The sequence below is a fragment of the Geothrix sp. PMB-07 genome (genome assembly GCF_030758935.1).
In the GTDB taxonomy this organism is placed as follows: Bacteria; Acidobacteriota; Holophagae; order Holophagales; family Holophagaceae; genus Geothrix.
The window spans coordinates 2,268,588-2,292,698 of record NZ_CP132333.1; the positions used below are offsets into that span (position 1 = coordinate 2,268,588).

Annotated in this window: 24 protein-coding genes and 1 tRNA gene; 17 read left to right on the plus strand and 8 right to left on the minus strand. The window is 57.9% G+C overall.

From position 1 onward, the window contains the following. Positions 1-103 precede the first annotated feature (103 nt). Positions 104-2,137 carry a DNA topoisomerase 3 gene (locus Q9293_RS10075; RefSeq protein ID WP_306246022.1) on the plus strand — a complete coding sequence of 678 codons (2,034 nt, stop codon included), beginning with the start codon at positions 104-106 and terminating at the stop codon, positions 2,135-2,137. A gap of 58 nt (positions 2,138-2,195) precedes the next feature. Here Q9293_RS10075 and Q9293_RS10080 read toward each other — a convergent pair whose 3' ends face one another. Together Q9293_RS10080 and Q9293_RS10085 are read right to left on the minus strand one after the other, a co-directional pair. Then, the gene (locus tag Q9293_RS10080) at positions 2,196-2,819 is read right to left on the minus strand and encodes a PAS domain-containing protein (protein ID WP_306246024.1); all 624 of its coding nucleotides are present in this window, start codon (positions 2,817-2,819) and stop codon (positions 2,196-2,198) included. A 66-nt stretch (positions 2,820-2,885) separates the two neighbouring features. Further along, complete coding sequence (locus Q9293_RS10085) at positions 2,886-3,293, minus strand: bacteriohemerythrin (RefSeq protein ID WP_306246026.1); 408 nt, start codon at positions 3,291-3,293, stop codon at positions 2,886-2,888. A gap of 195 nt (positions 3,294-3,488) precedes the next feature. On the opposite strand from Q9293_RS10085, the gene Q9293_RS10090 reads away from it, so the two are divergent. Continuing rightward, positions 3,489-3,716: a hypothetical protein gene (locus Q9293_RS10090; protein ID WP_306246028.1), complete on the plus strand. Its 228-nt coding sequence runs from the start codon at positions 3,489-3,491 to the stop codon at positions 3,714-3,716. Between the two features lie 33 nt (positions 3,717-3,749). Here the strand turns inward: Q9293_RS10090 and Q9293_RS10095 are convergent, their stop codons facing one another. Beyond that, on the minus strand, positions 3,750-4,946 hold the full coding sequence (locus tag Q9293_RS10095; protein ID WP_306246030.1) for a hypothetical protein: 1,197 nt from the start codon (positions 4,944-4,946) through the stop codon (positions 3,750-3,752). A 567-nt stretch (positions 4,947-5,513) separates the two neighbouring features. On the opposite strand from Q9293_RS10095, the gene Q9293_RS10100 reads away from it, so the two are divergent. From Q9293_RS10100 to Q9293_RS10145, 10 genes are all read left to right on the plus strand, one after another. Next, complete coding sequence (locus Q9293_RS10100) at positions 5,514-6,746, plus strand: site-specific integrase (protein WP_306246032.1); 1,233 nt, start codon at positions 5,514-5,516, stop codon at positions 6,744-6,746. Positions 6,747-6,858: 112 nt separating this feature from the next. Next, positions 6,859-7,188, plus strand: a complete 330-nt coding sequence (locus Q9293_RS10105; RefSeq protein WP_306246034.1) for a hypothetical protein — start codon at positions 6,859-6,861, stop codon at positions 7,186-7,188. 305 nt (positions 7,189-7,493) lie between these two features. Further along, the gene (locus Q9293_RS10110) at positions 7,494-7,784 is read left to right on the plus strand and encodes a hypothetical protein (protein WP_306246036.1); all 291 of its coding nucleotides are present in this window, start codon (positions 7,494-7,496) and stop codon (positions 7,782-7,784) included. Between the two features lie 622 nt (positions 7,785-8,406). Further along, positions 8,407-9,066 (plus strand): hypothetical protein, encoded by a 660-nt coding sequence (locus tag Q9293_RS10115; protein ID WP_306246038.1) that lies wholly within the window; start codon positions 8,407-8,409, stop codon positions 9,064-9,066. Between the two features lie 168 nt (positions 9,067-9,234). After that, positions 9,235-9,672 (plus strand): helix-turn-helix domain-containing protein, encoded by a 438-nt coding sequence (locus Q9293_RS10120; RefSeq protein ID WP_306246040.1) that lies wholly within the window; start codon positions 9,235-9,237, stop codon positions 9,670-9,672. Between the two features lie 235 nt (positions 9,673-9,907). Continuing rightward, the gene (locus tag Q9293_RS10125) at positions 9,908-10,330 is read left to right on the plus strand and encodes a hypothetical protein (protein ID WP_306246042.1); all 423 of its coding nucleotides are present in this window, start codon (positions 9,908-9,910) and stop codon (positions 10,328-10,330) included. Beyond that, positions 10,327-11,208, plus strand: coding sequence for a DUF1376 domain-containing protein (locus Q9293_RS10130; protein WP_306246044.1), 882 nt, complete (start codon positions 10,327-10,329; stop codon positions 11,206-11,208). The genes Q9293_RS10125 and Q9293_RS10130 overlap by 4 nt, the downstream gene beginning before the upstream one ends. Positions 11,209-11,273: 65 nt before the next feature. Then, positions 11,274-11,861: a hypothetical protein gene (locus Q9293_RS10135; RefSeq protein ID WP_306246045.1), complete on the plus strand. Its 588-nt coding sequence runs from the start codon at positions 11,274-11,276 to the stop codon at positions 11,859-11,861. Positions 11,862-11,924: 63 nt separating this feature from the next. Beyond that, positions 11,925-12,482, plus strand: coding sequence for a hypothetical protein (locus Q9293_RS10140; RefSeq protein ID WP_306246047.1), 558 nt, complete (start codon positions 11,925-11,927; stop codon positions 12,480-12,482). 64 nt (positions 12,483-12,546) lie between these two features. Then, positions 12,547-12,894: a hypothetical protein gene (locus Q9293_RS10145; protein WP_306246049.1), complete on the plus strand. Its 348-nt coding sequence runs from the start codon at positions 12,547-12,549 to the stop codon at positions 12,892-12,894. Positions 12,895-13,174: 280 nt separating this feature from the next. Here Q9293_RS10145 and Q9293_RS10150 read toward each other — a convergent pair whose 3' ends face one another. Both Q9293_RS10150 and Q9293_RS10155 read right to left on the minus strand, forming a co-directional pair. Beyond that, positions 13,175-14,224: an IS3 family transposase gene (locus Q9293_RS10150; RefSeq protein WP_306246055.1), complete on the minus strand. Its 1,050-nt coding sequence runs from the start codon at positions 14,222-14,224 to the stop codon at positions 13,175-13,177. Continuing rightward, complete coding sequence (locus tag Q9293_RS10155; protein WP_306246057.1) at positions 14,221-14,487, minus strand: transposase; 267 nt, start codon at positions 14,485-14,487, stop codon at positions 14,221-14,223. Before Q9293_RS10155 ends, Q9293_RS10150 begins: the two co-directional genes overlap by 4 nt. A gap of 96 nt (positions 14,488-14,583) precedes the next feature. Between Q9293_RS10155 and Q9293_RS10160 the strand changes: the two genes are divergently transcribed. From Q9293_RS10160 to Q9293_RS10175, 4 genes are all read left to right on the plus strand, one after another. Continuing rightward, positions 14,584-15,114: a hypothetical protein gene (locus Q9293_RS10160; RefSeq protein ID WP_306246060.1), complete on the plus strand. Its 531-nt coding sequence runs from the start codon at positions 14,584-14,586 to the stop codon at positions 15,112-15,114. 45 nt (positions 15,115-15,159) lie between these two features. After that, positions 15,160-15,846 (plus strand): tail assembly protein, encoded by a 687-nt coding sequence (locus Q9293_RS10165; protein WP_306246062.1) that lies wholly within the window; start codon positions 15,160-15,162, stop codon positions 15,844-15,846. Positions 15,847-16,126: 280 nt separating this feature from the next. Beyond that, entirely contained in the window at positions 16,127-16,504 is a 378-nt protein-coding gene (locus tag Q9293_RS10170) for a capsid cement protein (RefSeq protein WP_306246064.1), read from the plus strand. Between the two features lie 3 nt (positions 16,505-16,507). Further along, complete coding sequence (locus Q9293_RS10175; RefSeq protein ID WP_306246067.1) at positions 16,508-17,620, plus strand: site-specific integrase; 1,113 nt, start codon at positions 16,508-16,510, stop codon at positions 17,618-17,620. 787 nt (positions 17,621-18,407) lie between these two features. Here the strand turns inward: Q9293_RS10175 and Q9293_RS10180 are convergent. Then, positions 18,408-20,432, minus strand: a complete 2,025-nt coding sequence (locus Q9293_RS10180) for an ATP-binding protein (protein ID WP_306246069.1) — start codon at positions 20,430-20,432, stop codon at positions 18,408-18,410. A gap of 267 nt (positions 20,433-20,699) precedes the next feature. On the opposite strand from Q9293_RS10180, the gene Q9293_RS10185 reads away from it, so the two are divergent. Next, a complete protein-coding gene (locus tag Q9293_RS10185; protein WP_306246070.1) occupies positions 20,700-21,125 on the plus strand; it encodes a hypothetical protein in 426 nt (141 codons plus the stop codon). A gap of 727 nt (positions 21,126-21,852) precedes the next feature. Here the strand turns inward: Q9293_RS10185 and Q9293_RS10190 are convergent. Together Q9293_RS10190 and Q9293_RS10195 are read right to left on the minus strand one after the other, a co-directional pair. Then, a tRNA-Thr gene (locus Q9293_RS10190) sits at positions 21,853-21,928 on the minus strand. Positions 21,929-21,968: 40 nt separating this feature from the next. After that, entirely contained in the window at positions 21,969-24,110 is a 2,142-nt protein-coding gene (locus Q9293_RS10195) for a prolyl oligopeptidase family protein (protein ID WP_306246072.1), read from the minus strand. Position 24,111: the final 1 nt, after the last annotated feature.

The following is a 24,111-nucleotide window of genomic DNA, read 5'->3' on the forward strand; positions in this document are numbered from 1 at the left end:
GCCTCCTCTCGCTCCAGCGGTCACCTAAGCCCTGTCGCACCCGTACAATGAGGGTTGTCCCCAGGGGGAAGTCCTGCGCCTCATCATCGCCGAAAAACCAAGCATGGGCCGCGCCGTGGCGGAGGCCCTCGGGTTGCCCGGCAGGGGAAGGAGCCTCATCGAGGGCAACGGCCTGGTGGTGACCTGGTGCGTGGGCCACCTGGTGGAGGCCCTGAATCCCGAAGGCTACGATCCCGCCTGGAAGGCTTGGCGCTGGGACCGCCTGCCCATCTTTCCCGAACCCTTCCGGTACGTGGCCATTCCGCAGACCCGCGACCAGTTCGATGTGGTGGCGCGCCTGCTCAATCGCGAAGACATCACCGAAGTGGTGAACGCCACGGACGCCGGACGCGAAGGCGAGTTGATCTTCGACCTGGTGTACCGGCTGGCCGACTGCACCAAGCCCGTGTTGCGCTTCTGGACCTCCAGCCTCACGCCAGAAGCCATCCAGGAGGCCTACCAGGCCATGAAGCCCGGCGAGGCCTACACGGGCCTGCGGGAGGCCGCCCGCAGCCGCCAGGAGGCCGACTGGCTCGTGGGTATCAACGCCACCCGCGCCCAGACCCTGCGCATGCGCCGGGCCGGCGCCGAGGAAGGCGTGTGGAGCGTGGGCCGGGTGCAGACACCGACGCTGGCCCTCCTGGTGCGCCGGGAACTGGAAATCCGCGACTTCAAGCCCCAGCCCTTCTGGACCCTGCGGGCCCGCTTCGCGCATCCCAACGGAACCTACGAAGGCCGCTGGTTCAAGGAAACCGAAGGGCAAACCCAAGAGCGCTTCGCCACCGAGGAAGAGGCCCGCGGTCTCGCCGCCAAGCTGGAAGGCAAGCCAGGGAGGATTCGGAGCGCCACCGGCCGCACGGAGAAGAAGAAGCCCGAGCTGCTCTACGACCTCACGGCCCTGCAGAAGGAAGCCAACAAGCGCTTCAACCTCACGGCCGAGGAAACCCTGGGCCTGGCCCAGAACCTCTACGAGAAGCAGCTCATCTCGTACCCCCGCACCAACAGCCGGCACCTCACGGAAGCCGATGCCCAGAAGGCCCCGCAGTGGATCAAGTCACTGGCCCAAGGTCAGCTCACGGAGCTGGGGCCCTTTCTCGACGAGCTCCGCAAGCGATGGCCCGTGAAGCTGGACAAGCGGTTCGTGAACGACAAGGAAGTGGAGGATCACGCCGCCCTGGTGCCCACAGAAAAACCCGCACGCGGTCTGGTGGGCGACGAGCTGCGCATTTACGAGCTCATCGCACGACGCTTCCTCGGGGCCTATTTCCCGGATCGGGTGGAGGCCAAGACCACCATCATCACGGAGGTTGAAGGCGAGACCTTCAAGACCAACGGCACCATCGTGAAGGAGGAGGGCTGGTCCGCCGTGGATCCCCCCCACCGCCGCAAGAAAGTCGGCATGACCGCGGATCAGGCCGAGGCCGAAGCAGGAGCGAAGGGCCACCTGCCGAAGGCAGGCCCGCAGGGCGAGGCACAGGATGTGCCGAGTGAAGAAGAGGCCGACGAGGAAACCGAAGGTGGACTGCCCCTGGTGAAGAAAGGCGAAGGCGTCGAAGTGGCCTCGCTGCATCCGAAGGAAGGCAAGACCACGCCTCCCAAGCGCATGAGCGAGGGGGATCTCCTGTCCGCCATGCAGGGCGCCGGTCGTGATCTCGACGACGAGGCCCTGCGTGGCGCCATGAAGGATTGCGGCCTGGGCACGCCCGCCACCCGCGCCAACATGATTGAAACCCTCATCAAACGCGCCTACATCGAACGCAAACGGAATGTGCTGCTGCCGACGGACAAGGGCATCCGCCTGATCCAAAGCCTTCCAGCCGAAGCCCTCTGCAGCGCCGAACTGACCGGCAACTGGGAGGCCCGGCTAGAGCGGATGCGGCGGGGCGAGGAGGCCCGTGAAGCCTTCATGGCCGATATCCGCGGCTTCGTCGCCGGGGTGGTCGCCGACCTGCAGGAGGCCCCGGCCCCGCAGATTCACGGCAGCCCCTGCCCCAAGTGCGGCCAACCCATGCGGGTGATCCCCAGTACCCGCCGCGGCGACTTCTTCCATCGCTGTTCGCCCTGCAACCTCATGGAGCCGGTGCCCAAGACTTCATGAGATTCCCCCCTCACAGTGAAGGAACCCCCATAACGCGTGTTCGATTGCAGAGCCAAACCTAGCGGGACTTCTCCTTCCGATAGGCTTCGACCTCGGCCTTGAGCCCGGCAGAGTAGTTCGGGTAGCAGTCCGGGCATACCCCGTGGCTGAAATCCGTGCCCGAGTGGGAGTGGATGTATTCATCCAAGGCCTGCCAGGCCCCATCGACCTTCTTGATCTTCTTGCAGAACATGCAAAGCGGCAGCAGTTCCTGGAGGGCCTTGATTTGGCTTGCCTGGGCTGCGGCCAGAGCCGCCTGGGCCTCCACCCGGGCGGTGACATCCGTGCAACTGCCGATGTAGCCTGCAAATTCCCCCGCCTCATTGAACATGGGCACGCCCCGGTCGAAAATCCAGCGCCAGGCCCCGTCGTGGCGCCGCAGCCGGTATTCCATCTCGAAGGTGGCGTGGCGGCCGAAGTGATCAAGGTAGGTGTCGAGGCAAGGCTGCAGATCCTCCGGATGAACGCCCTCGGCCCAGCCGTTGCCGGCTTCCTGGGCCATGGTACGCCCCGTGAAATCCAACCACCGCTGGTTGAAGTAGTCGCAAAGGCCGTCAGTGCCAGCCCGCCAGATCAGGATGGGGGCCTGTTCGACCAGGACGGCGTATTCCTCGGACAGGAGCCTGGGATGAACCTCGACCATTGAAACCTCCGCGGAGAACTGGCCTGAATGCCGCATCGGTTTTTCCCTGGCGCTTCATGAGGCCGGTCATCGGCTCAGGGATGGCACCTTGACGTATCTCACATAGTCCATGTCGGCCTCCTTGATGTGGTGGTCGAACCAGTCTGTGAGAAATTCCGTCACTTCCGCGGTCACGGGTTCACCCTTGGCCTGCAGATACTGGATGGTGCGCACCTGAAGAATCAATTGATGGTGCTCTTCTGAGTGCCGGATCCGCGCGGGGTATTCCAGCTCCTTCATGAACGTTTCTTCGGACTGGAAATGCCGGATGCTTTGGCGCGCAATCACGGCCAGCCCCTCCTCCACCTTCCGGGCTGAGGAGCCGTCCAGCACCGCCGCGTCCAGCTGGTTCAAGGAATCGAAAAGCATCTGGTGCTGGGCATCAATGAGTTCGATGCCTGTTTCAAACTGGTGGCTCCAAAGCGCCATGGGCATGGCACCTCCTGTTTGTCATGGATGGGACGTGACGAGCATGTATGATTACCACAGTATCGCATATAGAACAGGCCTGTCCCCCCGCCGTTTGAACCCCCGAGACGGTCCGGAATTTCAATCCAGGTGGGAACAGTTGCCCTGGTGCCAGCACCCTGAACGTGACCGCCCCAAAAACCACTGACCTTTGGAAATCCCATGCCAGCCGGAACCACCTGCCCCAGGCCCCCCATCAAGGTCATCGAGAAGGCCACCGTGCGAGCCTGCATCGCCATCGCCCGGAAGGTTCAGGAAGCCAGGTTCCAGGCTGGCGATACGGCCGGTTCGGACGCGGCTCGGTTGGTCGCTCGGCTCATGGAAGAGGAACTGCTGGAGCAGCCTGGGGACCGTGAAGACCTCCGTGCACAGGAAGCCTCCTGCAGCTAAGCCTCCCACAGATGTGGTAGGCCTGAATCTCCCTCAACGTGCCGGAATGGCCGCGCCAAGGAAGGGTTTCGGCCTTTGGCCTCCCTCCAGGAAGAAGGCCGGAACGGCCATCGCGGTCTTTTCCGCCTCCCCTTTCGTGGCATAGTCGCCCAGGAAGAGCTGGTACGCGGTCTTCCCACCCTTGAGCTGGATGGGAGCGATGAACAGATCGGGGTTCGCACCAGGGAATGCACGCACAGCATTGGCCAGGGTGCCGGGAAGGTTCGCGATTTCCAGGCGCAGGGTCCAATGGCCGGCTGGAATGGCCCGCATGCGTTGGCGGCCCAGTTCCAGGGCCCTTCCCATGTCGCCTTTCCGCAAAGCGTCAAGCCGCTCGTGGAGCGAAGAGGCGCCTTTCCGATCCTCCACAACGGGGGACACTGGTGCTGCCGTGACTGAAGTGAGACCGGGCAAAGGTGGAGGCGGCGGTGGCAGAGCGGTTTCGGCTTCGCGCACCGGAGCGATTGGAACGGACGTCGCGGCGATCTCAGGCTTCGCCGCCGAAGCCGATACCGGCAGCGGAACCGGCACTGGAGCATCCACCATCACCGGAGGTGGAGCCACCGGCTGGACCACGGGTGCTGGGGGCGGCGTCAGCTTCACCTCCGGCGCAGGTGGAGTCGGCTCCCTTCGACTCGCGGAGGACAGACCACCCCAGGTCACTCCGACCAGGAGAGAAGCCTGCAGATCCTTGCGATCCTTGTTGGTGAAGGCCATGAGGTAGCGGCCTTCCATGCCCCAGATGACATGCAGGCCGGGCCGGTGGAGCCAGCCCAGAGAGGCGTGGAAGGCCGTGCCTTTGCCCACCTCCAAACGCTGCGTTGAAGCAGCCGTCTGGGCCACGGTGACACTGCCAAGGCCCACGCCGAAATAGGGCCAGAAGCGGCCCAAAGCATCACCCGCCAAACCCGTCAGAAGGGTGGCCGAGAGTTCACTGTGGCTGGTCTTCAACATGGGAACCAGGTCGCTTTTGGAATGGGAGCTCAGCCCCTCGAGGCTCCAGCCGTAGCGCTGCTGATCGAACACCATGCCGGCCTGCCCGCCCAAAAAACCCGCCGCCTTCGTATGGTCCTGGGGATCAAGCGCGAGCGATCCGCCACGCAGGCCCACCCAACCGAATCCGGAATCCGGCCCCTGCGCAGCCAAACTGCCCACAAGACCAGCCCCCAAAGCCAGGCTCCGGACCTTCATACCCTTCTCCTCGATGCACAAAGTCAAAGAGGGTAGCGCGAAATGAGGGGTGGGGGCAGCCATCCAAAGGATCGGCAGGGGAGAAGCGATCATCCGGGACCAGCGGGCAGATTCGGTTGAAAGCACATCTCATCGGGATTCGAACTGCGCCTGGCTTCGCCAGCCGCCGGTCCCGCTTCGGTACTCAGAATGTGTCTCGTCCCACTCAGGCGGGATTCGAACTGCGCCTGGCTTCGCCAGCCGCCGGTCCCGCTTCGGCACTCAGAATGTGTCTCGTCCCACTCACGCGGGATTCGAACTGCGCCTGGCTTCGCCAGCCGCCGGTCCCGCTTCGGCGTGCCTTTGGGGCACGCCTCGGGCGGTCCCACTCGCAGGTTCGAATCCCAGGTCACTCCAGCAAAAAACCCCCGGCAAGCGGGGGCTTTTGCTGGAGCCAACTACAGGATTCGAACCTGCGACCTGCTGATTACGAAATAGTGTATCGCGGCTGTTCGGGGTGGTTTGGGTTCGTTGCCTAGCTGAAAAATATACACTTATTTTTAAAAAAATGGTGCGGAGTGGTTGACTGTGGTCCACATTCTCCGTCAGAATCCCGTCAAAGTGATTTTTTGGGGTTTGGCCGTGGCGCTCCGTCAAATTGAGATCAGCAAGGAATCCCTTGATGGCCTGAAGCCCGCAACGATGGCCTATGAGGTGATGGACACGAGGCTGGATGGATTCGGCGTGCGCGTGAATCCATCAGGAAAGATCGCCTTCATTCTTCGATGGAGCCTCCATTGCCGGGACGGGCGCGGAACGCTTGGAACTTACCCAGTGATGACCGTCGCGGCCGCCCGTAAGAAAGCCTCTGTGTGGATTGGAATGGTGGCCAACGGCGAGGATCCGCGTCTGGAGAAACAGCGCCTACGGGCCGCGCAGACAGTGAAGGAATTTATGAAGGACTGGCTCAGCAAGCACGTCTCGCAGCTGAGCAAGAAGACCATCAAGGATTACACCCGTATCGCGAACAAGGTGATCCTCCCTGCCCTCGGTACCCGCATGGTGGCAGATGTGACCGAGAAGGATGCCCTTGAGCTTCACCAGTCCTTAGCGGCCCACCCTCGTTCCGCAAATATGGCCCTTGCGGTGCTCTCCAGCGCCCTTTCCAGCGCCGAGGAGTGGAAGCAGCGGCCGCAAGGCTCGAATCCCTGCCTACACGTCCTCCGGTTCGAGGAGGAGGAGCGAGTCAGGTCTCTCAGTGAAGAGGAAATGGCCGCCTTCACAGCCTTCCTCGATCAGAACGAGGAGAAGCATGCCCTGCCAGTTGCTCAACTGCGCCTCCTCTTGATGACCGGTGCACGTCTCGATGAGGTTAAGAAACTCGAGTGGGCTTGGGTGGACTTGGAAGGGGGTGTGATCTGCATCCCGAAGGGTCAGCACAAGACAGGCCGAAAGACCCAGAAAAACCGCCTGGTGGCATTGGGACCGAACGCGGTGGAACTGTTGCGAGCGCGGGCCAAGCGGAAGCTGTCGAAGTGGGTCTTTCCTGGTGAAGATGGTCCCTATTCCGGCCTACATAGCTGGTGGCAGCGGCGACGGAACACCGAATTGAAGAAGATCGGCCTGAATGATTTTCACATCCATGATCTTCGCCACACATTCGCCACCTGGGCCAGGCTGAAAGACGTGGACCTCGATGCTGTGGGAGATCTCCTCGGGCACACCACGAGCCGTCAAACCCGCCGGTACGCCCATGTCATGCCCACCAAGCTGAGGGCTGATGTGGGTCTAGTCGAGCAAAGCATGTCCAAGGGAAGTTGATCTAGCGATTGAGGCATTGAGAAAGAGGAGTGGCAAGGAATTCATACGCAGGACAGAAGTAAACCAACAACCTCCCGAGTAACTCTCGGGCCAACCTTTCGAGAGGTAACGAATGGAAAGCCTTTCAAGTAATTCATCTTCAAATAGCACTGTGACCTCGGAATTCGCTGAATTCGTTTTCCAGCGCGCTCAGCGGTCTGGCTATCTCTTAGAGTCCCTGCGTCACGCTCTAGCTGATCTAGGCCGTCCTGATTTGATCGCAATTCTTGATCTGGTGAACCAGGACACCTTCAAAATCATGGAAACCAGTCGGGGACTCCAGGAAGAGTGCATCCGCTTTCAGACACTGGAGACCTTGGTTGACCTACAAAAAATGGCGAAGCTAGGCGGCCCCCGTGCCCGGCCTTTTGCATCCCGGATAGCCCAGCGCATCACAGCCTGAAGTAGTAATGGGGAGATCGGATGATGAACCTAATTGAGACTTCGACGGGATCAAGAGCGCGGGTTACGACCTTCGTTCCAAACACCAAGCCTGCCTCAAAGGAGAAACCAAAAACGGTTCTGGAGGTGTTTCGAGAACTCGCGGAAGAATGCGAAGCAATGCCGGTTCTTGTTCCTCCTCTCGCCTGCGACGTAAAGATTCGTGCTTCACTCCTGCGCCTTCCGAAGGGTTACCGAAGTGCCCTAAATCTTACAAAAGGGTGCAAAATCCGAGCGATCATACACAACGGATGGTTGGAGCTGAGGTTGAAGACGATTCGTCATCCCAAGGGTGGCAGCAATGGATGCGATAAATTAACTACCAGCGAGGCCCGTTGCGCCCCTGTCATGTCCATTGAGGCGGCTTCGTTTCAGGTTGAACATGAGCAATATCTTGCAGAGCTGGCTCGATTCGACCAGGCGCCCGAGATCGCCATCACCAGTCGGGGAGATTTCCGACTCAGTCACCCAGTGTTTATTCCGCTTGGATGGCGGGAGGGAGATTGGATCAGGGTTGTCCTTGAGGAAGATCACATGCGCTTAATGCGGGTCGGATGATGAGCCATATTGAGTCGTCCTTGATGATTGGAAGGGGATTAATCCGATTAACACCCCTGGGGGAACCACGGGCCATGGAGTGTGGCCCGCACCCTTGACCAGACGGGATGTGAGCAACAATCCAAAGAAAGGATGCTGTCCCCAGGTCAAATGCTTCGTTATCCAGTAGTATTTTTTCGGGTTTATCGTCGCATTTTATATATTCATTGCGCTTATTTTGTACCACGGAAGGTTCCAAATTTTTCTCCAGATCAACCCTACCTTGGGTTGTCAGCGGACCAGTAGTCATTCCCTGACATTCACGAGGCGGGCGAAATGGTTCAGGATTTTTCACGATCTTCAGGGCGGGCCAACCCCGCACTGTTGCGTTCGGAGTTGGTTGGACTTTATGTAATCGAGCAGCTGGCTGCCGGACGTGTCGTAACGACACAGGCGGCCGTTGAGGAACTCTTGGGGGCCGAGCTGCTCCCGCCAGGCCTGGAGCAATTCAGGGGGCTGCGCCCTTCACTCACGCGTGGCATACCGAGCGTCACGGCGTCCCTTGGCTGAAAATACGCCAGGAAACAAGATCTACGCGCCAATTCAGGAATGCGGTGGGTACATGCGCTTAGGAGGTGTGTGAATGGGTGTTAATTACAAAATCGATCAGACCATTAAAATCGTATCAATAGACAAGAAGACTCGAGATGAGGAAAAAGCCAAAGAAGATACGGCTGCGCGACTTGTCGCCAAACAGCGAGAGGCGAGGAATCAAAAGTTGGCTTTATATCGTTTTGCACATGCGGCGGTACGTGAATCCTTCCGAAGCGGAGTGAGTTTTGAAGGGGACATGCTCGACGCAGAGGAGTTCCTTCGTCACCTTACCGATGCTGATCGAATCTTTGTCTACAACGCAGGAGGAGGAGCTGAATGTATAACTTCCTCGCCGGTTCTGCTTAGGATCCTGGTTTCCGCTTACGGCACCAAAGCAGGAACAGAAGGGCAGGCTGCTCCATTACCGAAATCCGATGTGGACAAGTTTGGAGAGGCTCAGTTAGGTAGGTTGATTCGCTCCAATCACCATATTTCAATCCTTGCCCCTAAATGCAAGGTTTGGTGGTCTCCGGAAGGTCGGTTAGAAAATATTACCGGTCCTGTTCATCACGTTCATACAGATATCGTGAGGCGTGAAATCTATCGTTGGAAGGTCATCAGCCTTGGTTTGGAAGGTGCTGCATCGCATTTTCTCAACATTATAGGTAAAAAAGAAAGGGCGATGGAATGGCTGATGTCCTTAGTGTAAAGCTCACTGCAGACGGCATCCAGGATGTGGTTAACGCCTTGAAGAAGGTGGAAGACCAAGCCGGGAAAACAGGCAAGGTCCTTGGGGGGGCGCCTAAGGGCCTCAGTAGTCGCCATCTACATCAGCGGGATGAGGACTGTCGGCATCTTCAATAGGGGGAAGGTGTAAATGGAATTTCAACCCATGCTTTCACTCCGGACTATCAGCCTTCTAGCAGGTGTCTCACGTCAACGTGTTCTCCGAGAGATCGCCGCTGGTCACTTGAAGGCCCACACAGTGGGTAAGCGAACCGTCATTCTCGCATCGGACCTGGTGGAGTGGTTGGGTACGAATCCATCCAACAAACAAGGCGCATCGTCGGTTAAACCGACGGTCCCACTTTTGGCGGGGATTACGCCGGGGAACCCGATGCGTTATGTCCAGCGGATTGCCTATTCTGTTGCAGAATTTGCGGCCCTCACATCCCTATCCATCAAAACGATTCATAGGCAGATTGCAGATGGACGCTTGAGGGGGCTGAAAATCGGTCCAAAGGGACGCCTGGTCATCCCTGCCGAAGCGGCCGAAGAATGGCTTCGAAGTCTTCAGGTCAGGAAAGTGGGTTAGACATGGGGGTTCTGGTTGGTTTTCACAGTCTGGCGATGAGCATTGCAAAGGTCGAGGAGGAAGCTGCGCCTTCACGGGTAGTCATAGTTGAGCCTATCTCTGTTCGAGAGGCCCTTGCATCAGACATCCTCGGTATCCCAGTAGAAACATTGCGCCAGCACCGGAAACGACGCACCGGCCCCCGTTACAGGAAGGACGGGGCAAGCGTCATCTACCTGGTGAAGGATCTTCGTGAGTGGATCGAAAATCTACCTTCCCCAGAGTTGGCCTCGTGATCGGCCGGAAGTGGAATACCTGGGAATCGTCTGCCGACCTGGCAGCAGTACCCGGGCTTCGTGAAACCATTCACAGGGCTCAAACCCAGCCTTTGATCAACCCCAAGGAATCCGAAAACCTGCGCCGCACGGTGTTGGAGACCTTCGCGGAAATACTAGAGATCTACCTGAACGATAACGAGCTGCGATGGCGCTGCGACCTGGTCAGCCGCACCTACCCGCAGATGCCCATGCAGGCAGTGTTCAGGGCCATCGAGATCGAGATCGGTGTGAACGCGGCCTACCTCAAAAAGGTCTGGTATGGCAATCGCCGCAAGGCTCAGGTGCAGGAAATCGTCACACGGAAACTGAGGGACAATCGCAACGGCAAGGTGCAGGAATGAAGGCCCTGCCCTATTACAAATTCTACTGGCAGGATTGGCGGGCCTCGAGGACCGTCCAGCGGATGAATTATGTCGAGCGTGGGCTATACCGTGAATTGCTCGATGAATGCTGGGTCGAAGGATCAATCCCCTCAGATCATGTCGAGTTGGCCGACATTTGCGGGTGTCCCGAGCAAGTGCTAACGGATGCTTGGCAGATGCTAAGCAAGTGCTTCAAGGATGCTGGGAATGGACGTCTCATCAACCTGCGACTGAACGAAGAGCGTACAGAGCATGACCAAATAAGGGCCGCCAAAGCGATTGCCGGGAGATCTGGAGGCCTTGCTAAATCCAACAAGGTCACACCCCTTGTAGCAGATGCTAAGCAACTGCTCGCGGCGGCTAGCGGATGCCATATAGAAGAGAAAGAGAAAAAGAAAAAGAAGAGTAGAGAAGAAAAACACACCCCCCCACCCCCTAAAGGGGGAGGCTGTGAGGCTGATGAATGCGTAGATGAGGTTCTAACCATCTGGCGAGAGGTTTGTGTCCCTGCAGGGCTGCCTGAGGTGATCAAGGTCACTCCGCCACGCAGGAAGGCCCTTCGGGAGCGATTGAGGGACCAGGGTTGGATCGACCTTTTTCGAGAGGCCTGCATTTACGCGGCAAGATCTCCAGAGGGTTCCTGGATGCGTGGTGAAGGGGAGATGCGGTGGAAGGCTACCCTCGACTACTTCTTGAAGCCTGGGAGCGTCGAAAAGACCGTGGAGAAGGCCCGTGCTCCGCTTTCGGTGCTCAGGCCTCCATCCAATCGTCAGCCTGTGATGGCCGCCGATGAAGCGCACCGCCTTCAAGTCCAGAGAATGCCGGTCATGAAACTTGAACGTGTGGGTGCCTCATGACTATTCACGAATACCACCCTCGTACTCGAGAACTTCTCCAGAGAGCTGGCTTAAGTCGGAGAGAATTGCGCGCCCTTGAGGAAACACCCATTCATTCCCTCCCAGGCGAATCATCAGGCTATGGCCTCATTGGGCCTGTTGGATGCGGGAAGACGTGGTCCCTTATCCAGCGCATTGCACAGGAGATCAATGCCTACGTGCTTGATCAAGACAGTCCGGAAACCGCTTGGTTGAAGTCGATGATCGAGGTCATTGACGGAATCCGTTACGACGTGTGCCGGTCCATTGTGTGGGTGAGTTGGCCCGACCAGGCCGAGAATCTTAAACGCATGGTTCTTGACGCTCAGGCCGTGAGTGAATGGGTCAAACAGGCTTCCGAGTGCTGGTTGCTTGTGCTGGACGATCTTGGAGCGGAAAGAGTGCGTGGGGTCGACGACTTCTCGCGATCCGTGCTCGCAGAGGTCATCGATAGCCGGTACAGGAACGAGGAAATGGTTTGCTGGACCAGCAATTTGAGCGCAGAGGAATTGGCCGTTTTTTATCGCGGGCGAATTGCTTCCCGTCTTCTAAGCGCATGGCCACCCTTCGAATTGGAAGGCCCTGATATGCGACTACAAGCCATCAGCCCATTACCTGGGGAGGGGCTGCTATGACCTGACTACCTCTGAATTCTTCGGTCTCTCACGCGATTTAATCCTTCCATTTTTGGAGAACCCATGAAATTGAATGTCAAAGAACTGCAAAAGGAATTGGCTCAGGCTCAGAGTGAGCTTGGAATCCTGAACCAGACAGGTGAACAAGCTCAGAAGGCGATAGACCAGGCCCAAGAGCGGGTTGTATCCGCGACTGAGCGCATTGCCAAGGCCCAGGCAGCCTTCGGGCGGGCACTGGTGATGGGGAAGGGCGAAGAACCGGCGCGAGTCGAATTGGAGAACGCTCAACGCGATCTGGCCTCCACTCAAAACGAGATTGATGCAGTGCTCTTGGTCCACGAGGAATGCAACAGCCGTGATATGGATACCCGGAGGAACCAGATTGGCCTGAGGATCAGAGAATTGAATCGATTGGTCCGAGAGGCCATTGTTCAGCAAGAACTTTCCAAGGTTGATCAGAAGACCCTGCAACCTCTCCTGCGTGCCTGGGCCTTCGAAGAGGGGCCTGGAACTGGGCATGGCTTCGCGCAGTGGTTTTCCTCCCGGTATCAGAACTTCATCCTTCATCCGGAGGAGATGAAGCGATTGGGCGCGGATGTCCGATCCGAGTACGGCGTCTGAATCATCCACACAAGGGGTCACAACCGTTGTGGCCCCTTGTGCCACCTTCAAAAGGAGTCATTCCATGCAAATCAGTGAAACACAGAAACAGGCTGCCAAAAACTATGCTGATGCTATCGAAGACCTGATGAGAAAATCAGCCGCACAGGGCAAACCCATCACGGCATCCGAGGCAGCTCATGCACTTGGAATTACGCCCTTAGGCCTCTCTCTCTCTCTTGAGAGGCAGGAAGCCAATCGTGATCTTGAGAGGGCGAAAGTGTTGGAGGCGTCCTCAAAAAACGTCTCCGAGCATCGTTCATCTTTCCGATCCATAAAGGGTGCGGGTGGCGGCCAGACACAAAACAATGACCCACAACGTTCAGAGAGAATGGCCAGCTTTCGCCGCAACCCATTTTTCTTCCCTCGTTAGAACACAAGGGAGAGCCATGATTCACCTGAGTATCGACACCAAGGGCTTGATAGACAAATTGAAACTAATCCGGGAATCGGCCTTGAAATATGCGGTGAACATCGGCTTGAACAAAGCTGCTAGAGAAGCCGCTATTGCATTTCAAAATGAGATCAATACAAAGGTAGACCGACCAAACCCATTAACACAAAGGGCCTCAAAATTCCTTCCGGCGCAGAAATGGCCGGTTCCCAGATTTAGGTCCGGGCTAAATGTGAAGGTCGGGTTGAAAAAGAGAGAGCTAATGGCCGGTTGGCCAGGAGCTTCCAGGAGATGGTAGCTTGGCTTCCATCTCCGGAGAGGGTAGAGCAACGCTGGGAAGCGACTTGAGCGCTTCGGAGATGCACCGGACGGTGTTGGCCAGGGGAAACGCCCTGGCCTTTTCTGTCAGGGCGTTGGCCTCCACCGGGGGTGCCCAAAGCGATAAATCCCGGGGGTCCGGGGGCAGAGCCCCCGTCGCAGGGAGACCGAGCTGAGCCAGTTCAATGGTGCAGCGGAACTCGGTTGGGGTGAGGTAGCCCAGGCTGCTGTGCGGGCGCTCCTCGTTGTAGCGACGGCGCCAGGCTTCGACGATGACCTTGGCCTCAGCCAGGCTGGAGAAGGCCTCCATGTTCAGGCATTCGTCCCGGAACTTGCTGTTGAAGCTCTCGGCCACGCCGTTGGCCCAGGGCGAGCCCGGGGGGATGTAGAAGGTCTGGGCACCGGTGGCCATCAGCCAGACCTGGAGGTCATGGGCGATGAACTCGGGGCCGTTGTCACTGCGCAGGAATGCGGGCCATCCCCGGGTCTGGAACAAGCGTTTGAGGACCTGCATGACCTCCTCGGCCTTGAAGGAGGAGGCCACTTCGATGACCAACGCCTCCTTCGTAAACTCGTCGGTGAGCGTCAGGCACTTCACGACCTCGCCGTTCAGGCAGCTGTCGTGGACGAAGTCGTAGGACCAGACCTGGTTGGGATACCCGGATTTCATCGGCACATGCTGGCCGGTCCGGAGGTGCTTTTTGGGACGCCGCCGGACCTGGAGGCCATGGGCTTTGAAAACCCGGTGGACCCGTTTCAGGTTCACCCGGAGCTGGAGCCGCCTCAGGAGGGCCCAGACGCGCCGGTGGCCATAGCGGGGGTTGGCATGGGCAAGCTGGACGATCCGCTCGTCCAGCCCATCCAGTTTCACCCGGCGTGAATACCGGACATAGGAACGGCTCAGGCCCATGGCCCGGGCAGCGCGCCGCTGGGAGAAGCCGGTGGCCGTCAGGTATGCCGCCCCCTCCTTTCGCTGCGACGCGCCACTCATTTTTTTCGGAGAACCGTTTTCAGGGCTGCGATATCCAGCTCCCGTTCTGCCAGAAGGCGCTTGAGCTGGGCGTTCTCCTTCTCAAGCTGCCGCATGTGCCGGACATCGGAAACCTCGACTCCGCCATACTTCTTTCGCCATCGATAGAAGGTCTGCGCCGTGATCCCACGGGCCCGGCAGAGGGCATCGACCGTCTGCTCCCCCTTCTCCGCCTCTCTGAGAAGCCCCACGATCTGCTCCTCGGTGAACTTGCTTGTCCTCATTGGATCCGACTCCTTTGGAGTGGACCTTAACATTTAGCTTGGCTCTATTTGGAGGGGACAGGCCAGAAAGGGCGCGATGAGGCCTTGGTTTTTGTGATGGACGATAAAGACAAGGGTGTTCCACCTTCAAAATATCTAAAAGCACTTATCATGGGTGGATATCGCGCAAACAAGAAATCTGAAAACCTATTGCGAGCAAAGGGCATCCTTCCGCCAGGCTGGCAGATCCAACCCGGCGATGATGCACCCCTGGATCAGTACGGCAACCTGCGCGGTGGTGGCGCTCGTTACGTGCAGATCTTGTCAGGCCTCCAAGCTCACAGTGAGGCCGGTTTTCAAATGAACCGGACGAACCGGAGCATGGGACGGGCCATAGCTTCTGGGAAACCATTGAAGGAATTCTTCGTTCTGTACAGCACTCAAACCAAGACCCCCTTAGGCGTCTTCACACGCAGCGGGCGGAAGGGGAAAAAGGTCAGCCAGATCCTCAAGTTCACGCCGAAGCGGGCTCGCTACAACAAGCTCCTGAACTTCAAGGCGACGGTTGAAAAGGCCTTTATTGATAATTTTGAAAAATATTTTCGAGAGGGGCTTAAAACAATGATCCAAAAGGCGAAATCTTGGTAATTGGATTTTCTAACAGAGTAGAGGCATTCAATGAACAATGTAACGATGAAGCGCATCCGACTCTATGGTGCCCTGCGTTCCAAATTTGGAAAGGAATTCCGCCTGAATGTGGCCACACCGGCTGAGGCGGTCCGCGCCCTGTGTTCGATGGTACGGGGGTTCAAGGAACACCTGCAGAAACATTCAGAACCCGGGTACCAGATCATCGTAGGTGGTGAGGCCCGTGGTGAACAATTGCTCGAGGCACCCATGGGCGAAGAATTGATTCAGATTGTACCTGTGGTGGCGGGCGCCAAGGACGGGCTCACCACGTTGGTGCTGGGTGCCGCCCTGGTGTACCTCAGTGCGGGCACGGGGGCTTTCTCTCTGGCCGGGTGGGGTGCTTCCGCAGGAATGGCCAGCGCTGTGGGCAGCCTGGGCTTGGCCATGGTCATGGGTGGGGCAGCGCAGATGCTCAGTTCGCCGCAAGATCTGAACACCCAAGCCGGAGATAAGGGACCTGACGACACGCCCACTTATGCTTTCAGCGGCCCGCACCTCACCACAGGCCAGGGCAATCCAGTTCCAGTCGGCTATGGACGCCTGCGCATTGGAGGAGCCATCGTTTCCTTGGGCATCAGCCCGGAAACCTGGCCAGACAAGGGTTTCGGAGGTAAGGCCGCAGACAATAATGGGAACCCTGGCGGGACTGGCGACTTGACGCCTTGGGTGTGGGCCGTGGGTCCATCCTGACGGGTTTCCAAGAATTCCCGCCGCGGTGACACCGCACCGCGGGCACAAGGATGGCACGTTCTTGGCGGACAGAAGGATCCTCCATCTTTCTGGAAGTGGTGGTGGGGTGGCCTGGGTTTAGTGGGCTCAGGTGATACCTACCAAACAAAAGGCCGGTGCGCCGATCGGGGCATGGTGCCGCATGACCCCGAACTTTCGAATTCTCGATTCAGGTACTAGACCCTCATTTGAAATGAGGGTTCCTTCCTCGCCTAACTCACTGTTTTAAAGGAGCCATTACATGAGCAATCCTCAAATCGTCAAATGCTTCACAGCTGAAGGAACAATTCTTCCCTACCGTATCGTCAAGCCAGGTGCCGGTGATTTTGGTGTAGTTCAGGCAGCCGCAGCTGCAGACAAAATAATCGGCGTCACCATGCCATTGGTCAGCGTTGTTTCTGGTGACAGCGTTGAAGTCGCGCAGGAGGGCATTGCTGAAGTAAAACTTGGTGGAACTGTCACCCGTGGTGATTTCCTCGTATCAGATGCGAGCGGCCAAGCCATCACCGCCGCGCCGGCCGCCGGCACGAACAACGTGCTGCTGGGTCGAGCACAGATATCAGGCGTCTCAGGGGACATTATTCCTGTGCTGCTCACTTTGGGTTCATTCCAGGGTTAGCAGATGAACGAACCGGTGCGCCTTCCCCAAGTGCCCAAAAGCTATCGCTGTGGGCCTGTGACAATGATTCCGCGTGGTGGCCGTTGGCATTTTCGTTACCAGCTCGGGAACGAGCGGAAGCTGCGCACGACGCGGGAACCATTGAAGAATAGGGCCAGGGCAGAGCAAGTTGCATTGGACGCCTACGATGCAGCGAAATTGCGTGCGAGAGGCGAAGAACCAGAACCACGATTACACCAGGCCGTGGACCTTTGGATCCGAGCCAATGCCCTGGCCAAGAGCCGAAGTCACATCGAGAACATCGAGACCTTTGGAAGGAAACACCTCAACCACCTGGCTGACCTCCGGCTGACCCAGCTCACCACAGCCCAGGTTGAGGATGCCCGACGCATCTTCATGGAGACGCACGCCGCATCGAGCGCAAATCAGTGGCTGACCTACCTTCGCCTGATTTGTCATTGGGCAATCCGCCGCAAGATGATTCGTGCGATGCCCTTCGATGTGGCGGAATTGAAGGTCAAAAGGGTCAGGAAACCTCTGCTTCCCAAGGAGAAGGTTTCTGTTTGGCTGGCGGAAGTGGACGCTCTCACGGAACACGAACCAAGTCTGGGCCTAGTTCTACGTCTTGAGATTGGCCTGGGATTGCGGGGAAGTGAGGCGCGCCAGGCGCGTTGGGAGTGGCTAGATATCGAGCGCAGGACATACACCCCTGGGGATACCAAGGGCGGGGAGGCGTGGGCACGGCCGGTTCCCGAATGGTTGCTGGCAGAACTGCAGCGCATCGCCAAGCCACTCGGATGGATGGTGCCTGGATTGGCCGGTACACCCGTCAGCCTCTCGAGAGTGCAACGGATCATCGATGCCGCCTGCAAGGCAATTGGTATCCCCAGGTTCACAGCTCACAGGCTGCGTGCGACCTATGCCACCTGGTTGGCCGATGAGGGAGTACCACTTCACACCATCAAGAACGCCTTAGGGCACAAGGATATAAGGACGACAGAGGGCTACCTGCAGGTGGATATGCGAGGGGTTGCCGAGGCCCAGAAACGCATTGCCATCAAGACCGGCATGTCCGGGATCAAAAGTGGCAACCCAACCCGTACACATCGAGACTGATGCTGGATCTATCTTTTACCCTTAGTAGTGTTTCAGAAGGAATCGATATCAGGTCACCCAAGATTACAAATCGCGCCGCGTCTAACCAGCTCAGATCACGCGGTGCGTCAAGGTGCAACCCTTGCATGGTTTGGGGATGGCACCCTCCCCGGCGAGGCGTTCACGGGTCCTTCCAGCACCTATGCCTCGCGGGTAATTCCGACCCAAGGCCTATCAGTGCGTAGGGATTTGAAACACCGTTTCGTAATCGCCATGGGCAATGTGTAGGCATTCAATCAAAACCATTCTCAATATGTAAGGAATCATTGAGAGAACACAACGGATGGTGCCCCTGAATCTTCGCTTTGATCATCAAATAACATATTGAATTTAAAGGCGTTGGCTAAGTAATACGGTTCGTGGATGCTGCTGCCCAAGCAAGGGTCGGAATTCAAATCCGACCCTTGCAAAGGTGTGAAGGGAGCGTTCGCACCTTTGGCTTGGGACAACAGGGTGTTCCTGCTGATGATCTAGTTATGAATCAGCTTATGAATAAATTCAGGGCTCGACATGAAGTCGAACCCTGACCACCCTAGCTTTGAGCTAGGGGTACTTCTGGGGTGAGATTGCGGGGAAAATCCGGCAAATCAAATGCGAAAGTGAAACAGGCCATTCGCCAAACAAGGATTTCACCTTTTTCGCTGGAAATCCGAGGGTGGGGCACCAGCCCGGCATTTCGCCCGACGATCGGTGCTCACATCCGCATGGCCAAGGGTGCACGCCGTGCTCCACGGCCCCCGGCGCGGCCTCACTCAGGCCCAGTGCTAGGCCATGGGGTCTCTTTGCCCGATCTAGAGACTGATTTGTATGCTTGGCGTGGGTGGTTCGGTGTGGCGCTCAGCGTGTAGGCCAGTTTTCCCTTCTCAACCATTGGGGTGAGGTAATCCTTGAGCACGTAGTCCTTTGCCCTACGAAGCAATGTCGCGATCTGATCTGCGGTTAAGGGTTGAACAAGGCAAAGCTCATAAATGAACTGAGTTACCTTTTGTTTTGCTTGGTACTTCCCTGGACGATGAAGGTCCAGGAGCCGCCTAGCTTCAATCGAGGCCTCCAGAGACAGCCCCAGATGCTGGAATGGCCACTGCCTGGGGGACTCTGGTGATTCAAAGGTCAACTCTGGAGGTTTGGTGGGGAGGTCTGGAGATTTGAGTCCAATTTCTTTGTTTTCATTGTTTAACTCTGGAGGTTTGCCTTCACCCTCGATCAGGTTCCCCCCCGTCAGGTCCATGAGAGGGACTTGGACCCCAATGGGAATGGATTTGGGGCGGAGGGGAAAAGCGATTGGGTCGAGCAGAAATTGCGTCGGAACATAGTAGGTGGCCGCACCTTTTGCCTGAGACGCCAGCAATCCGATGTCTCGCAGCCTACGCAAACGACTACTGGCACTCAATGTGTCGAGCAAGGCGATAGTCCGGAAGGTGGCATTGTCGATTGCGCCGGATTCTCGAGCGTGAATGATTGCCTGGGTTTCTTCCGGGGATAATCCAAAGGATTTGAAGTTGCCCAGCCAAGCAATTGTTTGTTCATCAAGCAAATTGTGAAGCCAAAAAGTTGATAAAAAGAAATTGTTCTCACGATCCGATTCAAACGCAGGAGGTCCAAGGCCTGCTCCAGCCATTAATCGCTGCATTACTCGAATTCCGCTCCCTTTATTTTCTGCGAAGCGGGCTTCAAAAAGAATTTGGGCAATATGGGGATTCCTTGGCAATGAGCCTGGTTCCCCTAGGCGATCAATAGATTTGATCGAATATCCTGGGTTTCTTATTTCAATTCGATTGGAATAACGAATAACTTGTACTGGCGAAGATTCGCGGTAACTCCGGTGAATCAATGCATTCACAACGGCTTCGCGAATCACGGCAATCGGTATCGTGGGTGTGTCGGTTCGTTGAGCATCAGCTTCCTTTAAGGAGAAGGCTTTGGGGAGACTTTCAACGATAACGCCTTGGGTTTTTTGGATAAGACGGAACAAGGGTTCCCTGATCTCAAGGCTTTCGAATCGATTTTCAGGATCTTCAACCCATTCCTTACCGTGCACACGCAAATAATCAACTCTCATCATAGGGAACCATTTTCTAAGTGCCCTTTTGGTCCCGAACAGCACGATTCCTGCCACCGTAGGAGTCAGCTGACCTTGAAAATCCTTCACGCATCCAAGCGCATCCAGCAACTCCTCATCTGACCATCCCAGCACCTCAGGATCCTCACCACGCTCACGGCGTATTTTTCGATAATCCTCGATTACTTCTGGGTCCAGATCTTCGAGAGTGGCCCCACGAACCGGTGATGCGTCGAAGGTTTCGCTTCCCCTGCCGTCAAAAAGCAATGAAAGGTCCTCATCACTGCACACCTGGTCGGCAGACCCAATCCGCCGATATGTTCCCTTCGAAATTCCAAGGGCTTTGAGGTAGATCGGTTTTTCTGCTCGATTGGCCTCTGGAACATGAACACACAGAACGACCTTGCCATCGATGACAGCTGGTTCAATCTGTGGGCGGAGAGGGACGTTGAAGGCCTGTGAGCAGGCTGAAGCCAAGTCCGTTTGAATCTTGTCTGGATTGGTGATTCCACGAACCACATAGCTTGGGCTGCCGTCTTCGGTTGCCTCCCGCTCAACACCCAACAGAAGCATCCCACCCCCTAGGGCTGGTTCGTTGGAGAAGGCGGAGATCGTCTCTTTAATGGACCTTCCAACTTCATTGCAGAGCTTCGCTTCAAGCTTTGGATGCTCATCGACCTGGTTGAGCTCTTCTAGAAGCTTGATCGCGTCCATATCTCTTGGATGCCCTCGATTACCTGACGGTGAGTCGGCCGGGAACGGCCGTATGGAATGCATGATGCCCCGGAGAATGGCTCCAGGTCTGCGAAAATATCAGGGCATAACTCCACGAAGGGAGCTTTTTTGGCCACTCCAGACCTCAGCCGTCCGTACGTTCAAGCCTTTTGTGGGGGCAAATTTTTAAGTGGTACCCCTCGATACATTTTGGTCCAAGTGGCTGATTGGGCAGTTCAGGCGGAGTGTTTTCCCAATGTGGCCACCATGGTGAAGAAGAAGGGTGGCCGGATCGTGCTTGGGTGGCACCTATGGGAGATCCCGGGATTGCTTCTTGAGGCTGAATATCACTCCGTCTGGGAAAAACCATCGGGCATCCTGGTGGACATCACCCCTCAGCGCCCGGGATTTGAGGAGGAGCGAATTCTTTTCGTTCCGCGCCGGAAGGATCACCTGCCCAAAAACCCACCGGACAACATTCGTCAGCCATTGAGTGATGACCCAGATATTGCCTTGATGTGCAGCCTAAAGGCGCAGTACGTGAAGCTCAGTTCCCAAGGGGAACCTGAGAAAACGCCTGGTCATTACCGGCTACCCATTGATGTGGCAAGAAAGATCGAAACAGTAATGGCAGAGCACCAAGCAGTGATGGTTCGCCTTTCTGAGAAATATCCAGATCAGTTCAGGGCCTAGCGCTGTCATCGGGTACCAGGCACTCACCAAGCGGATTTGAAATCCAGGTGGCCAAGGGTGCACGCCGTGCTCCACGGCCCCCGGCCTCACCTGGGCAGCGCAGCGCAGCGGGGCGGCCTGGTGTCCACGGGGAAGAACCGGACCCAAGCTGCCGGATCTTTGGAAGGACGGCTCCGGAACTTCCGCTCAAAAATGAGCAAAAGCCACACTTTGAGGCCAGGACCTCAGATCGCAGCTCACGTCCCACCCGGTCAAGGATGCAGGCCGCGCTCCATGGCCCCGGATCCCCCCTGCACCGTCCTCACCTGGGCAGCGCAGCGGGGCGGCCTGGTGGCCACGCTGCAGCCCACGACCTGGTGGAGGCCTCCCTTCCTGGGTTCGTTGCTCGCGCAGCACCTGGTCAAGGGTGGAGGCCGTGCTTCCGGCTCCGGTGCACCCCCGGCGTGGCCTCACCTGGGCGGCGCAGCGGGGCGGCCTGGTGGCCATAGGGAAGCACAGAACCTGCTGGAATCCCAAAGGGTCACATTTAAAATGCGACCCTTTGACCCCCCCTTGTAGGCCTCACCTGGGCAACGCAGCGTGGCGGGCGGCCCAGGGAAGCATAGGAGCTGGTGGAATCCCAAAGGGTCGCGCTCCAAACGCGACCCTTTGCCCCCCCCCACTTGGTGGGCCTCCGTCAAAACTCCGTCAAACCCCAAAAAAAGGCCCCTGCAAAGGGGCCTAAGTGTGGAGCCAACTACAGGATTCGAACCTGCGACCTGCTGATTACGAATCAGCTGCTCTACCAGCTGAGCTAAGTTGGCGCTGGCCCTCCAGTTTGCCCTGGGAGGCCTTGGGAATCAACTACTGGCCGAACCCGGCGGGCAGTTTCATGCCCAGGTTCTTCACCAGGAAGGCCCAGAGGTCGGCCCGCTCGGCGATGAGCTTGGCGGTGGGCTTGCCGGCGCCATGGCCTGCGTTGGTCTCGATGCGGGTGAGGACGGGCGCCGGTCCAGCCTGATCGGCCTGGAGGGTGGCGATGAACTTGTGGCTGTGAGCGGGCACCACGCGGTCGTCATGATCGCCGGTGGTCACCAGGGTGGGCGGATACTTCACGCCGGGCTTCAGGGTGTGCAGCGGCGAGTACTTGATCAGGTTGGCGAAGCCTTCCGGGGTGTCGCTGGACATGTAGTCGCTCTTCCACATCCAGCCGATGGTGAACTTGTGATAGCGGAGCATGTCCATGACACCGACGGCGGGCAGACAGGCGCCGAAGAGATCAGGGCGCTGAGTCATGCAGGCGCCCACCAGCAGGCCGCCATTGGAGCCGCCCTGGATGGCCAGCTTGGGGGTGCTGGTGTATTTCTCCTTGATGAGCCACTCGCCCGCGGCGATGAAATCGTCGAAGACGTTCTGCTTCTTTTCGCGCTTGCCGGCTTCCCACCAGTCCTTGCCGTACTCGCTGCCGCCCCGGAGGCAGGCCACGGCATACACGCCGCCCATCTCCATCCAGACCTGGGCGATGGGTGAGTAGCCAGGAGCCTGGGGAATGTTGAAGCCGCCGTAGGCATAGAGCAGCGTGGGGTTGGCGCCATCCAGCTTCAGGCCCTTCTTGTAGGCCAGGAACAGGGGCACCTTGGTGCCGTCCTTGCTCGGGTAGAAGACTTCCTTCACTTCGTAGTCAGCGGGCCGGATGTCCACCTTGGGCTGCCGGAAGACGGTGCTGGTGCCGGTCTTCAGGTCGTAACGGTAGAGGGTCGGGGGCTGGTTGTACGAGGTGAAGGTGTAGAAGGTTTCTGTATCCTCGCGGCGGCCGCTGAAGCCGCTGAGGTTGCCCAGGCCCTCGGGCTGGATCTCTTTCAGGAACTTGCCTTTCAGGTCGTAGAGCTTCACCACGTTCAGGGCGTCGATCTTCCAGGTCACGGCGAAGGTGTTGCCGAACAGATCCACGGCGGAGAGGACATCCCTGCCCTTGCCCTCGGGGATCAGATCCTTCCAGGCGGCGGGCTCGGGGTGTTTGAGATCCACAGCCACCAGGCGATGGCGCGGCGCGCCGGCATCCGTGTGGACATAGAAGGTGTCGCCATCGTTGCCGATGATGCGGTACGAACCGTCGTACTTGTCGAAGAGGGGCTTCACGGGGCTGCCCGGCTGCTTCAGGTCCTTCAGGAACACCCGGTTCTTGCGCTCGGTGCCCTGGCTCTGGGAGATGATCAGCCAACGCCCATCATCGGTGATGCCTGCGCCAAAACCCCAGTCAGGCTGGTCGGGGCGTTCATAAACCACCACATCCTTCTCGACGGGATCGCCCAGCTTGTGGAAGAAGAGCTTCTGATTTTTGTAGACGGCAGTGAGGGCCTTGCCCGCCTCCACTTTCGGATAGTCCGTGTAGTAGAAGCCGCTGGCATCCTTGGCCCAGCTGTTCACAGCCAGGCGACCCGCGGGAAGCGCATCGGGCAAATCGACACCCGTAGCCACGTTGCGCACCTTCCAGGTGCTCACGTCGGAGCCGCCCTTGGACAGGTTGTAGGCCACGTATTCGCCCTGCTCGCTGAAGCGCATGCCGCCCAGGGCCACCGTGCCATCTGTGCTCAGGGTATTGGGATCGAAGAACACCCGGCCCTTCTCCTCCAGGCGCTCGGTCAGGTAGATCACGGCCTGGTTCTGCAGCCCGGAGTTGTAGGAGTAGATGTAGAACTTCCCATGCTTGCTGGGGGCGCCGTACTTCTCGTAGTTCCACAGCTTGGTGATGCGGGCCTCGATGATCTTCCGCTCGGGGATGCCTGACAGGTAGGCCTCGGTCACCTTGTTCTGGGCTTCCACCCAGGCCTTGGTTTCAGCGCTGTGATCATCCTCCAGCCAGCGGTAGGGGTCGGCCACCTTGGTGCCGAAGTAGTCGTCGACCACATCGGCTTTGCGGGTGGCGGGATAGGGGATGGGCGTCTGTGCGCTGAGAACGGTGGCGGCCAGGGCCGTGAGACAGAGGCGGGGCAAGGGGAAAGGCATG